The 11,563-nt window shown below is 42.4% G+C and carries 13 protein-coding genes; 3 read left to right on the forward strand and 10 right to left on the reverse strand.

Going from position 1 to position 11,563, the window contains the following annotated elements:
* Positions 1 to 18 precede the first annotated feature (18 nt).
* The 6 genes from ACXYMT_RS03045 to ACXYMT_RS03070 all read right to left on the reverse strand — a co-directional run bounded on the left by ACXYMT_RS03045 (position 19) and on the right by ACXYMT_RS03070 (position 5,232).
* Positions 19 to 1,014, reverse strand: a complete 996-nt coding sequence (locus ACXYMT_RS03045; RefSeq protein WP_459057613.1) for an NAD(P)H-dependent glycerol-3-phosphate dehydrogenase — start codon at positions 1,012 to 1,014, stop codon at positions 19 to 21.
* Between the two features lie 251 nt (positions 1,015 to 1,265).
* Positions 1,266 to 1,850, reverse strand: a complete 585-nt coding sequence (nadD, locus tag ACXYMT_RS03050) for a nicotinate (nicotinamide) nucleotide adenylyltransferase (protein WP_459057614.1) — start codon at positions 1,848 to 1,850, stop codon at positions 1,266 to 1,268.
* Positions 1,847 to 2,437 (reverse strand): guanylate kinase, encoded by a 591-nt coding sequence (gene gmk, locus ACXYMT_RS03055; RefSeq protein ID WP_459057615.1) that lies wholly within the window; start codon positions 2,435 to 2,437, stop codon positions 1,847 to 1,849. Before gmk ends, nadD begins: the two co-directional genes overlap by 4 nt.
* Positions 2,437 to 3,294, reverse strand: a complete 858-nt coding sequence (locus ACXYMT_RS03060; protein WP_459057616.1) for a YicC/YloC family endoribonuclease — start codon at positions 3,292 to 3,294, stop codon at positions 2,437 to 2,439. Before ACXYMT_RS03060 ends, gmk begins: the two co-directional genes overlap by 1 nt.
* A gap of 70 nt (positions 3,295 to 3,364) precedes the next feature.
* The gene (locus ACXYMT_RS03065; protein WP_459057617.1) at positions 3,365 to 4,210 is read right to left on the reverse strand and encodes a DUF1206 domain-containing protein; all 846 of its coding nucleotides are present in this window, start codon (positions 4,208 to 4,210) and stop codon (positions 3,365 to 3,367) included.
* A 62-nt stretch (positions 4,211 to 4,272) separates the two neighbouring features.
* Positions 4,273 to 5,232, reverse strand: a complete 960-nt coding sequence (locus ACXYMT_RS03070; RefSeq protein ID WP_459057618.1) for a YheT family hydrolase — start codon at positions 5,230 to 5,232, stop codon at positions 4,273 to 4,275.
* Positions 5,233 to 5,317: 85 nt separating this feature from the next.
* Between ACXYMT_RS03070 and ACXYMT_RS03075 the strand changes: the two genes are divergently transcribed.
* Positions 5,318 to 5,806 carry an acyl-CoA thioesterase gene (locus ACXYMT_RS03075; RefSeq protein ID WP_459057619.1) on the forward strand — a complete coding sequence of 163 codons (489 nt, stop codon included), beginning with the start codon at positions 5,318 to 5,320 and terminating at the stop codon, positions 5,804 to 5,806.
* Here ACXYMT_RS03075 and ACXYMT_RS03080 read toward each other — a convergent pair.
* Genes ACXYMT_RS03080 through ACXYMT_RS03090 form a run of 3 tightly spaced genes read right to left on the reverse strand, consistent with a single transcriptional unit; the run spans position 5,796 to position 7,812 of the window.
* Positions 5,796 to 6,689, reverse strand: coding sequence for a DMT family transporter (locus ACXYMT_RS03080; protein ID WP_459057620.1), 894 nt, complete (start codon positions 6,687 to 6,689; stop codon positions 5,796 to 5,798). The two genes, ACXYMT_RS03075 and ACXYMT_RS03080, sit on opposite strands and share 11 nt — an antisense overlap.
* Positions 6,682 to 7,035: an arsenate reductase family protein gene (locus ACXYMT_RS03085; protein WP_459057621.1), complete on the reverse strand. Its 354-nt coding sequence runs from the start codon at positions 7,033 to 7,035 to the stop codon at positions 6,682 to 6,684. Before ACXYMT_RS03085 ends, ACXYMT_RS03080 begins: the two co-directional genes overlap by 8 nt.
* Positions 7,036 to 7,044: 9 nt before the next feature.
* Positions 7,045 to 7,812 carry a DUF3298 and DUF4163 domain-containing protein gene (locus ACXYMT_RS03090; RefSeq protein ID WP_459057622.1) on the reverse strand — a complete coding sequence of 256 codons (768 nt, stop codon included), beginning with the start codon at positions 7,810 to 7,812 and terminating at the stop codon, positions 7,045 to 7,047.
* Positions 7,813 to 7,906: 94 nt separating this feature from the next.
* Here ACXYMT_RS03090 and ACXYMT_RS03095 point away from each other — a divergent pair, with 94 nt between their 5' ends.
* Entirely contained in the window at positions 7,907 to 9,049 is a 1,143-nt protein-coding gene (locus ACXYMT_RS03095; protein ID WP_459057623.1) for a cystathionine gamma-synthase, read from the forward strand.
* Positions 9,050 to 9,124: 75 nt separating this feature from the next.
* Here the strand turns inward: ACXYMT_RS03095 and ACXYMT_RS03100 are convergent, their stop codons facing one another.
* The gene (locus tag ACXYMT_RS03100; protein WP_459057624.1) at positions 9,125 to 9,901 is read right to left on the reverse strand and encodes a THC0290_0291 family protein; all 777 of its coding nucleotides are present in this window, start codon (positions 9,899 to 9,901) and stop codon (positions 9,125 to 9,127) included.
* A gap of 183 nt (positions 9,902 to 10,084) precedes the next feature.
* Here ACXYMT_RS03100 and gdhA point away from each other — a divergent pair, with 183 nt between their 5' ends.
* A complete protein-coding gene (gene gdhA, locus ACXYMT_RS03105; protein WP_459057625.1) occupies positions 10,085 to 11,428 on the forward strand; it encodes an NADP-specific glutamate dehydrogenase in 1,344 nt (447 codons plus the stop codon).
* The last annotated feature ends 135 nt before the right edge of the window (positions 11,429 to 11,563 follow it).

An 11,563-nucleotide genomic window follows, 5' to 3' on the forward strand; every position in this document is an offset into this window, starting at 1 on the left:
CAATTAACGAATAACTAACTAATCCAGTTTCTCCGCTAACTTCTTGAACACCTTTTTAGGTTCTTTACCCTGGTAGAGAATTCCATACACGGCATTGATTATAGGCGTTTTTGCACCTGTTTCCTGAACTATTTTATAGGCGCTATCGGTGGCATAATAACCCTCGGCTACCATGCTCATTTCCATTTGAGCGCTCTTTACAGTATATCCTTTCCCGATCATATTTCCGAACATCCTGTTGCGGCTAAAGATCGAGTACCCTGTCACCAAAAGGTCTCCTAAATAGGCAGAATCATTTATGTTCCGCTTCATTTTGTGCACCTTCTTAATGAACTTTTTCATCTCCCTTATGGCATTACTCATCAACACACTCTGGAAGTTATCCCCGTAACCCAAGCCGTGAGCGATTCCTGCAGCAATTGCATAAATATTTTTAAGCATTGCGGCATATTCTGTTCCTACAATATCATCACTCGTTTTGCAGTTGATGTAATCACTGCTGAGATATTTAGCCATGAACCTGGCCTTTTCTTCATCAGAACATGCAATAGTGAGATAAGAAAGCCGCTCGAGGGCAACCTCTTCCGCATGGCATGGACCGGTAATGACTCCAATGTTCTCGTAAGGGATATTGTAGGTCTTGTGGAAGTGTTCTCCTACTATCAAACTGGTTTCCGGAACTATACCTTTAATAGCTGAAAAAATCACTTTGCCTTCAAGTGATTCGGTTAAATTATCAAGTTCCCGCTTTAAAAAGGCCGATGGGATAGCAAAAATTAAATAATCTGCACGCCTTACAGCTTCATTGATGTCGTTGGTGAGATGCAATTGGGTGATATCAAATTCGACCGAACTAAGGTAGTTGGGATTGTGCTCCTGCTTTTTAATGTGTTCTATTGCATATACGCTGCGCATATACCAGGTCACTTCATCCAGGTTTTCGCAAAGCATCTTAACATTAGCTGTAGCCCAGCTTCCTCCACCAATTACGGCGAATTTCGGCGATCTCTCCATATTTTTTTAGATTCTGCCTCCAAAAATAAGGAAAATAAAGGGGTTGCGAAGAACTGCTGTAGCAAAGAAAATTTTAAAAGCTGTTCACAATCATTAAAACTTTAACATATTGAAGGTCAAAAATCGTGTACGATTGGGAACAAATCTACGTTATAGAAGTAGAAAGATTATTTATAGAAGAGTTTAATCTTTTTTGGTTGGTTAGTTAGTGAAGAATTGCCCTCGGATTCCAAACTCCGGGGGCAATTTTTTTATCGGTAAAAGTTCATATCATCAATGTACTTCCAAACCGTTGGAGGAAGCAACGGGCGAACATCTCTCCCTTCTTTTATGGCCTTTCTAATGAAGGTTGATGAGATCTCAACCCGGGGTGCATCGGTGAGTGTAATGCGGGGATGATCGAGTAGGTCGGGATGATTTTCTCCTTCCGAATATCTTGGATAAACCAGTACGTCATGTCTCTCTAAAATGACCTCATAATTCTTCCATTTTGGAAAACTCTTCAGGTTATCTTCTCCCATGATAAGTACGAACTCATAGTCGGGATATTTCTCTTCGAGTCTGGCCAATGTGTTGACTGTATAGTTTGGCTGCGGAAGCTTGAATTCAATATCGCTGGGTTTAATATCCGGATATTCCTCGCATAACTGCCACACCATTTCAAACCTGTGATGGTCGTTAAGCAAACTGCTTTTTTTCTTAAAGGGATTATGAGGTGTTACCACCATCCAAACCTCTGTGAGGTTTGAGTACTGCAATAAATGATTTGCCAGGATAAGATGCCCTACATGTACAGGGTTAAAAGTGCCAAAAAAAAGACCTACTCTTTTTTTCACTTTTTTGAGACTTTAGTAGCTCCCACAAAGTCCGAAACCAAAGTATAGGCTTCTTCCAAAGCAGTATTGAGATCATTATTGATGATAATATGATCAAATTGTGGTGCCGTAGCGAGTTCAATAGAGGCTTTGGCCACTCTCATATTGATCTTATCCATAGACTCGGTTTCCCGCTTCTTTAACCTTATCTTCAATTCCTCGATACTCGGTGGTTTTACGAAAACCGCCAGAGTTTTTTCAGGGTAGATGTTCTTGATGTCAAGACCGCCTACCACATCGATGTCAAAAATGACATTTTTGCCATGGGACCAAATACGTTCTACTTCTGCCTTTAAAGTTCCGTAGAAATTGTCCCGGTATACCTCTTCCCACTCCAGGAACTCATCATTTTTGATCTTGTCTTTAAACTCTCTTAAGCTCAAAAAGTAATAATCCTTAGCATGAACTTCAGTCCCCCTGGGTTCACGGGAGGTGGCTGAAATAGAGAATTCCAGGTTGAGTTCCTCCTGTGCAAGCAGGTACTTTACTATCGTTGTTTTTCCCGATCCCGATGGTGCCGAAAAGACAATCAATTTACCGTCGGCCATTACAGTACGTTTAAAAGTTGTTCTTTGATCTTTTCCAGCTCGTCCTTCATTTGCACCACAAGTTGTTGCATAGGTGCATAATTGGATTTACTACCAATGGTGTTGATCTCCCTGCCCATTTCCTGAGAAATAAAAGCGAGCTTCTTTCCATTGGAATCTGAAGAGTTAAGGGTCTTCAGGAAGTAATCCATATGATTTTCCAGCCTCACCTTTTCTTCAGTAATATCAAATTTTTCAATGTAGAATATCAACTCCTGTTCGAACCTATTCTCATCTATATTTTCCTTGAGTTCAGCTACTCCTTTATGAAGACGTTCGCGAACTCCTGCAATTCTTTCCGGATCCATTTCGATGACTTTTTTAAGAAGATCCTGAATATTTCCGGCTCTTTGCTCCAGTTCTTCTTCAAGTGCTTTTCCTTCAGCCGAACGGAAATCATTGATCTCTCTCAATGCTTCCTCTACAGCTTCTTCGATCGCTTTAAATTCATCTTCGTCGATCTCTTCTCTTTCAGTTTTAAAAGAATCGGGCATGCGCACCGCCATTTGAAGCAGGTCAACATCGCTTGCCGGATATATCTCGCGAAGCTGCGCCATGTATTTTTTTACAGCCGCAGTATTCACTGCAGAGGTGGTTTCTTCCCCGGTTACTTCGACGTAGACTGAAAAATCCACTTTTCCGCGGGTAAGCTCCCGGGAGATCTTATTGCGCAACTGAAGCTCCTTCTCGCGGTATTGAGAAGGAATGCGGGCATTAAGATCCAGATTCTTACTGTTAAGGGATTTGATCTCTACGGTGATCTTTTTGGATGGAAGCTGTAAAACGCTTTTTCCAAAGCCGGTCATGGACTGAATCATAGGGTGATTTTAATGATGCACAAAGATACAGATTTCTGAAGCAGTGCAAAGGGGTGGTGGGTTTTTTAGCTTACTGTAAGGTAGTGAGCTGGGCGTGCCGTGCAACCATCATGTTGAAGATCCCATAGCCAATAAGACCTGTCGCAGTGGCGCCGAGTAAAAGCGATCCGTAAGAGAAGCTCAACAGGTATTGCAGTGCTCCTTCTGTGCCTTTATAGACTTCTGCATTATGAAGTAAGATCACCTTGATGAGGAAAAAAGAGATCACTCCAAATACCACTCCTCTTGCAATATATCCAAATCGCCCAGATTTCCTTATGAATTCGTATTCATGTCTTAGATCGGGGTATTTGTCGATCTTCTTCATGAATTTTGCTGAATAAGCCAGGCGGAACTGCATGAAAGCCTGGGCCGCCACTACAAGAGCAACGATCCAAATTAAGGAGGAACCATAATCCTGACTTAGGAGCTCTCCCAGGGCCGCTTTTTCCTGTTCATTGCCATCGTCGGGATTTGCCTGGGTATTATTTTCGAACAGTTCATCCAGCAAAGGTTCTGCAAAAGAATAGGCGATGACGGCATAAAAAATTGCCGAATAGAAATATCTCATCCTCGTTAAAACTCCCTTCCAGTTATTAGGTTTTTTTCCTCCGTTCTTTTTGGGTCTTAACCACACCTGTACCAGTCGCCATAAGGTGTATGCAAAAAGACCTAAAGCAACCAATCCAACCAGAATTTTTCCAAGAGGCAGGTCAAGAAGAAAGCTGATTACTCCACCCGTGCTGGTGACATCTCCGCCGAGACCAAAAGCAGCCATGAATGTAAGCACCCCTACAAGAATATAAACCAGGCCTTTTGTGAAAAAACCGGCCGATCTTAGTTTTGAGATATATTCCTTATCGGGAGTTGGGACCATAGTAAATCATAAAGTTATTACTTTTTGGCGCTGGTCATTTGGGGTTTAACATTCCATAAAGATCAAATGCGGGATCCCAGGAATTCCAGGGCTCTTTCTTCATTGTAGGTCACCTTTTTATTCTGGAGGAACCCAACATGCCCGCCATGTGCAGGAGTCTCCAGAAAGAGAAACTCACTCTTTTTGGCTATTGCCTCAGGATAACAGTCAGGTGAAAGAAAGCCGTCATTCTGCGCATTGATAATGAGGGTTGGAATTTTGATATTTTCGAGGAACTGGCGCGAGCTGTTCCGGGTGTAGTAATCAAGTGCATCCTCAAAATCATGGGCTCTACTGGTATATAAATTGTCTATATCGAGCAGACTGTTACAAGCTTCAATTTCTTGCCTTGTCAATCTATCAGGAAAATTTTCTGCCCGCACCATGAGATGATCCCTCAATTTGTAGAGGAATCTTTTTGCATAGAGGAAGTTTTCTTTCTTTTGAAGTTGCTGGAGACTTCCGTGGAGATCACAGGGGACAGAGACCATCACTGCCGCCTTGATCTGCTCCGGAATTTCCCTTTTTTCGCCCAGGTACTTCAGCATAAGATTTCCGCCAAGGCTGAAGCCGTTAAAAGCTATGGTTTGGTATTTATCCTTTTTGAGAATATGCTCTACCACCTCCTGCAGGTCACCTGTGGCGCCGGCGTGGTAGGACCTAAAGTGCCTGTTTAGTTCTCCGCTGCATCCACGCAGGTTCATTGCAGCAACATCCCAGCCATGGGAGTTAAAATATTTTGCGAGACCCGTTACGTAGGGACGCTTTGCACTTCCCTCGAGGCCGTGGATCACCACCAGAACCTTTTCAGATCTTTCTTCAGAAAAGCTCCAGTCCAGGTCGAGGAAATCGCCGTCTTCAAGATCTATTCGCTCCCTATCCTGATGTAAAGGCACCTTTCGGATTAAAGCCGAATAGACAGTCGAAATATGATAATTTCGAAAGATGACCGGGGGAGTATATGTGCTTTCTACTAACGGCATATGTAGACTTTTAAAGTGTAAATGAAAGAAAAATTCATTATGCATGCATAATATAAATTTGTAATTTTATCTCAAAATTTTGATTATGTACAAGAAAAAGTTCGAGATAAGGTGGAGTGATATTGACGCCAACAGGCATCTGGCTAATACAGCCTATATAAATTTCATGAGTCATACCCGTATGGGTTTTTTAATGGAGAATGGTTTTGGCCATAAAGAAATGGCCGAGCACAACCTGGGACCTGTAGTTTTCTATGAGCATATCTCCTATTTCAAGGAAGTTTTTGCAGGGAAACCTGTCACAGTTACTTTAAAACTCAAAGGGCTTAGTGAAGACGGAATGTATTTTGAGTTTGTCCATGACTTTTACGATCACAAGGGCCGGAATTTCGCCAGCTGTGAGATGATGGGTGCCTGGATCGATCTAAAGGAACGCAAACTTAGAGGTCTACCGCCGGAATTGCTTGGAAAGCTTGACCATCTTGAGCATACCGAAAACTTTAAAGTACTAACCAAAGAAGATACAAGGAGGTACGGAAAAAAACCTAAGGATATAGATCCGGCTATGCTGTAGGTTTAGGCTTTCTTGTAACCATATAAACTCCTGCAAAAACCAGAAGGGCTGCGGTGATCTTGAGCAGGTTTAAACTATCTGCCCCGGTAGAAACTGCATATGCTATTGCAATAAGCGGCTGTAAATAAACAAAGGCGCTAATGGTGGAAGCACTTAGTTGTTTTAGAGCGTAAACATTCAGAAGATAGGTTAGAAATGTTGTTCCGAAGACAACAAAGCTCATTCCCAGGATCGCTTCTGTAGGAAGGCTGGTCCATTCGACCTCAATGAACTGCCCGATGGTAAACGGAAAATTTATGATCACAGCCATTCCAAAAAGCCATTTCATCAATGTAAATGGATGATACTTTGAAGTAAGTGGTTTGATCAGGATCAGGTAAAGTCCGTAAGAGGTGGCATTGACCAGGACCAAAAGATTTCCCAGCGGAATGTTTGGCGCATTCGACACGTGACTACTGCTGAATATTATGAGGCCCAACGCACCCGCCAACCCGGTAATAATACCCATGGTTTTGAGGAAGGTAACCCGTTCTTTTATGAGAATTGCAGCAAGGACTAAAACTATAATGGGGGTTATCGTGGTGATGACCGAACTGTTAATCGGGGTGGTAAGGCTTAAGCCCTTGAAGAAAAAGAGCATGTTGATACACATTCCCAGGATGGTACACCCAAACAATCGCGGCCAGTCACTGGTCGCAATTTTTTCTTTTGGTCCTAAAAAGCTAATTAACCAGAATAGAATTGCGGCACCCGTAACTCTTAACAGAATAAATCCAAAGGGTTCAATATAAGTAGGCATCAGGCCTTTAGCCACCGTGTGGTTAATTCCATAAATAGTACCTGCACCAATGGCTGCAAGAATTGCCAGCAGCCTCTTATTCACTTATTGAATCTTTTGCTGCGGCCACCTCTTTTTTAGAGTTGCCGATAAAGATCTGTTGACCGTTAACTATAACCGGTCGCTTAAGAAAGGTATAATGTTCTAAAAGAAGAACTTTATAATCTTCTTCGGAAAGCTGTTTATTCTTTAGATCCCGTTCTTTATATAATCTTGCTCTTTTATTAAAAAGAGCTTCATAAGTACCCGACCTCTCTTTAAGCTCCTGCAATTGATCGGTAGTGAGTGGGTTTTCCTTGATGTTCTGCAGTTCGTAAGAGGCAGGAGGATCGAGCTCCTTCAGGATCCTTTTACAGGTATCACAGGTTGACAAATGATAGATCTTCTTCATGCGGTAAAATTATTCAATCCTTATGAATGGCCGAACTTCCTCCAGTGGAATTTCCAAAACAATATCTCCGGCCGCATAGGGGGCAATTTCGTAGGAGTTGTAAACAAGAATTACTTTTCCTTCGGAAAAACCAATGTTTTCGGGCAGGATGAAGGTTTCCTTTTCAAACCAGAAGCCTGTGCTGTTAATATTTTCCCCTTCCGGAATTTCCTGCTGCTGCCTGAATTTTTGTTCGGCAAAGGCAGTGAAATCATGTTTAAAAATGTCATTTTTGGAAAGGATTTCTCCAGAGCTGGGATCGAAGTTAAGAAAGGTGAGGGTTTTATAACCATGCGCTCCTCCACTAAAGATCTCTGTAATGATCCTGACCGAAATCAGGCTGTCAGATCTAAAAGATACCTGTTCGTTGACATAAGCTTCCCATGGCGGTTCTTCAGAAAAATTTTCGGCAGCTTCGCGATAGTCGGTCAGGAACTTTTCCGCAAGGGAATCGAGGCTCTTGATCTGTGGGTCCTGGCTGGAAATGAGCTTGATGATGTGTTCATCAAGATTCCGGTTGATCTGGGCCGCCACGCTTTTATCTCCCGCAGCTCTTACGACGTCCAGGGCTATAACAGTACAGTCATAATCTGCTGTATCGCAATTTTCGCCTGCCTTTTTGACGAGACTTTCCTTTTCAAATCTTAATGTAGCAGAGATTTTTTCTACTTCTTTGTCATTCTTGCAACCTGAAAAAATGATCAGGAGTAGCAATAGACGAGAAATTTTGGAGAACATAAATGGCGAGTGTTAAACTGATCTGAAAGGTACGGGCTATTTTGAGAAAGCACAAAGCGAATGCTATTTTTGTATCTTAAATAAAGACTAAAGTATGAAGTTCAACACCAAAACCATTCACGGAGGTCAAGAGGATACAGATCCTGCTTATGGAGCTGTGATGCCGCCAATATATCAAACCAGCACTTACAAGCAATCTACTCCGGGAGACCATAAGGGTTTTGAATATTCCCGAAGCGGAAATCCCACCAGGACGGCTCTTGAGAGATCCCTTGCGAGCTTAGAAAATGGAAAATATGGATTGGCTTTTGGCTCGGGACTAGCAGCTATAGATGCAGTTCTAAAGCTTTTTAGATCTGGCGATGAGATCATTTCTACAAATGATCTTTACGGAGGTTCTTACAGGCTGTTCAAAAAGATCTATGAAAACTTTGGGATCAAATTCCATCTTGTGAGCATGCAGGATGCAAAGGAAGTTGAACAATATATCAATAAAAACACAAAGCTAATTTGGGTTGAAACTCCTACCAATCCTATGATGAATATCATCGATATTGAGGCGATGTCCCGCATAGCTAAAAAACACGATCTATTATTAGCTGTAGATAATACTTTTGCCACTCCATATTTACAGCAGCCTTTGGAACTGGGAGCTGATATTGTAATGCACAGCGCAACAAAATATCTTGGTGGGCATAGTGATGTAGTGTTAGGCGGACTTGTAGTAAAGGACCGGGAGTTGGCGGAAAGTCTTTATTTCATCCAGAAGTCAAGTGGTGCCGTTTGTGGTCCTCAGGACAGCTTCCTGGTGTTGCGGGGAATCAAGACCCTGCACCTTCGCATGCAGAGGCATTGTGAGAATGGGCAGGCAATTGCCCGTTTTCTAAAAGATCATCCTAAAGTAGACAAAGTATATTGGCCCGGATTTGAAGATCACCCCAACCATGACATTGCTAAAAAGCAAATGAAAGACTTCGGCGGCATGATCTCCTTCACGACTGCTGAAGGAACGCTCGATAGTGCAGTGAAACTTGTTGAGAAACTGAAGATATTCACCCTGGCCGAGTCTTTGGGAGGAGTAGAATCCCTCGCCGGGCATCCTGCGACTATGACCCATGCATCAATCCCGAAGAAAGAAAGAGAAAAAACAGGAATTGTAGATTCTATGATCAGGCTAAGTGTGGGGATAGAAGATGAAGAAGATCTCATTAATGATCTTGAACAGGCTCTCAAATAATCTGTCAAAAAAGGCACTTTTGGAGAGGCTTCTAAGTTCACTTCTACCGTCTACCGACTAAAGCCTACCGTCTAATTAGAAATTCAGATAATAGATATACCCAAAGTTCAACCAAAACATCATATCGTTGAATTTGTTCTGTGGGTTATTATGGTCGAGACCGTCAAGCCAATCGGTATCATAATATCTCCACTGTAGGTTCATCACAAGATCACTAAAGGAGTTGAGCTTGTATCTCATTCCTGCGCCGGCGACTATAGACCAGGTGGAGCCGGCTTCTTGGTCGACATAACCTCTAAAGGTATGAAACAGGTTATCCTCTAAGGGCCCAAGTGTGGAGTAGGTATAGGGATCATATCCTACGAAATTGAAGCCAAGGCTTACATAGGGTGCAATGGGATAGGCAAAGGCCGTGTAGTCCCGAATGCTAAGAGGGTAATATTCCAGGTGGGCTCCAATTTCATAAACTTTGACCTCGCCTATCATGCCGCGCAATTGTCTTCCACTTTCACTGTCCCGCCTGGCCAGTTCCCCAAAATGATTGAGTGTGCCTTCATGGTAGTCCACTTCTGCCCTTATCCTAAAGTGGTCGTTAAAATAAGTGTAGCGGGCATAACAATCACAATCTGCTTTGTATGCGAAGTTCAGGTAATATACGAGACCAATTCCGGGACCCACGTTAGAAGAATTAGTCTCCATGTTATAGCGCAATCCGTAATCTGTATAGTAAGCTACAGGACCGGCTACTATACCAATCTCCTGGCCCACCATTCCAACCTGTGCGGTAGCATTTCCCTTTCCGAAGAAAAAAAGCAAAAACCCCAGCATTAAAGATTTGAGAATGTTGGTCATAGGTAAAACACGAGTCTAAGCAAATATATAAAAACATCCTAAAGAATATAGGAATTTAGGGCCTTTCAGGAAATCATTAATTATAAAAGGAATAACAAATATTTTAAGGCTGATTTTTGAAGATAACGTATATTTGCACCGATTCGTGAAAACGTTTTCGTTAATTATAATTTTAGCCAAACCATGGAAAAAAATGTACAAGAATTCCTGGATAGCGTTTCAAAAAGAAACACTAATGAACCCGAGTTTTTACAGGCGGTTCATGAGGTTGCAGAAACTGTGATTCCATTTATTGAAAAGAATAAAAAATATCAAAATAAAAAATTGCTGGAGCGCATGGTGGAGCCCGAGCGTGTGATCATGTTCAGGGTGCCATGGATCGACGACCAGGGTGAGGTTCAGGTGAACCGTGGATTTAGAATTCAGATGAATTCAGCGATCGGGCCTTATAAAGGAGGTTTGCGTTTCCACCCATCCGTTAACCTTTCGATCTTGAAATTCCTTGCTTTTGAGCAGGTTTTTAAGAACAGTCTTACAACCCTGCCAATGGGCGGTGGGAAAGGAGGATCTGATTTTGATCCAAAAGGAAAGTCAGATAATGAAGTGATGAAATTCTGCCAAAGCTTTATGACCGAACTTCAGCGCCACATTGGCCCTAATACAGATGTGCCTGCGGGTGACATTGGGGTTGGAGGTCGTGAAGTAGGTTATATGTATGGACAGTACAAAAGACTTCGAAACGAATTCACCGGAGTGCTTACCGGAAAAGGTCTTTCTTACGGTGGATCCCTAATACGTCCTGAAGCTACTGGTTACGGGAACGTATATTTTGCTGAAAATATGCTTAAGACCAAAGGTGATTCCATTAAAGGAAAGATCGTTGTGGTTTCAGGTTCCGGAAACGTGGCCCAATACGCAGCCGAAAAAGCCACTCAGTTAGGTGGTAAAGTTGTTACAATGTCCGATTCTTCAGGATACATCTACGATGAGACCGGAATTGATGCCGGGAAACTTGAGTTTATCATGGATCTTAAGAACGTGAAGAGAGGCAGGATCAAAGAATATCTTGACCAATATCCTGATGCAAAATACTTCGAAGGAAAAACTCCGTGGGATGTGAAGTGTGATATCGCTCTTCCATGTGCTACCCAAAATGAGCTTCACGAAGAGGATGCAAGGACCCTTGTAAATAACGGTTGTAAGCTGGTAGGTGAAGGTGCCAACATGCCTTGTACGCCCGAAGCTATTGCAGTATTCCAGGAAGCAAGGATTCTTTTCTCTCCGGGGAAAGCTTCAAACGCCGGTGGTGTTGCGACTTCAGGTCTTGAGATGTCTCAAAACTCGTTGAGGTTCAACTGGACTTCTGAAGAAGTGGATGCCAAGCTTAAGCAGATCATGAACGATATTCACAACCAATGCGTGAAGTATGGTACCGAAGAAGATGGATATGTTGATTACGTAAAAGGAGCCAACATCGCCGGATTCGTTAAAGTTGCCGATGCAATGCTTGCACAGGGAGTGGTATAACTTCATTTAAATAATTGCTGAAAAAGCCGCTTTTTGCGGCTTTTTCTTTTTTCGCTTACATTTATTGCTTCGGAAGAATACCTGCTGAAAATGCCATTTTTGACAGGTTATCCTCCTGAAATATTACTGCTTAAA

This window comes from Salinimicrobium sp. CAU 1759, from assembly GCF_054482715.1.

Excerpts from the sequence above, each read along its gene's own strand:
- ACXYMT_RS03095 (WP_459057623.1), top strand. The coding sequence starts at position 7,907 with ATGAAGTTCAACACCAAAACCATTCACGGAGGTCAAGAGGATACAGAT.
- ACXYMT_RS03065 (WP_459057617.1), bottom strand. The coding sequence starts at position 4,210 with ATGGTCCCAACTCCCGATAAGGAATATATCTCAAAACTAAGATCGGCC.
- ACXYMT_RS03090 (WP_459057622.1), bottom strand. The coding sequence starts at position 7,812 with ATGTTCTCCAAAATTTCTCGTCTATTGCTACTCCTGATCATTTTTTCA.
- gdhA (WP_459057625.1), top strand. The coding sequence starts at position 10,085 with ATGGAAAAAAATGTACAAGAATTCCTGGATAGCGTTTCAAAAAGAAAC.
- ACXYMT_RS03060 (WP_459057616.1), bottom strand. The coding sequence starts at position 3,294 with ATGATTCAGTCCATGACCGGCTTTGGAAAAAGCGTTTTACAGCTTCCA.
- gmk (WP_459057615.1), bottom strand. The coding sequence starts at position 2,437 with ATGGCCGACGGTAAATTGATTGTCTTTTCGGCACCATCGGGATCGGGA.
- ACXYMT_RS03085 (WP_459057621.1), bottom strand. The coding sequence starts at position 7,035 with ATGAAGAAGATCTATCATTTGTCAACCTGTGATACCTGTAAAAGGATC.
- ACXYMT_RS03045 (WP_459057613.1), bottom strand. The coding sequence starts at position 1,014 with ATGGAGAGATCGCCGAAATTCGCCGTAATTGGTGGAGGAAGCTGGGCT.
- ACXYMT_RS03070 (WP_459057618.1), bottom strand. The coding sequence starts at position 5,232 with ATGCCGTTAGTAGAAAGCACATATACTCCCCCGGTCATCTTTCGAAAT.
- ACXYMT_RS03100 (WP_459057624.1), bottom strand. The coding sequence starts at position 9,901 with ATGACCAACATTCTCAAATCTTTAATGCTGGGGTTTTTGCTTTTTTTC.
- ACXYMT_RS03075 (WP_459057619.1), top strand. The coding sequence starts at position 5,318 with ATGTACAAGAAAAAGTTCGAGATAAGGTGGAGTGATATTGACGCCAAC.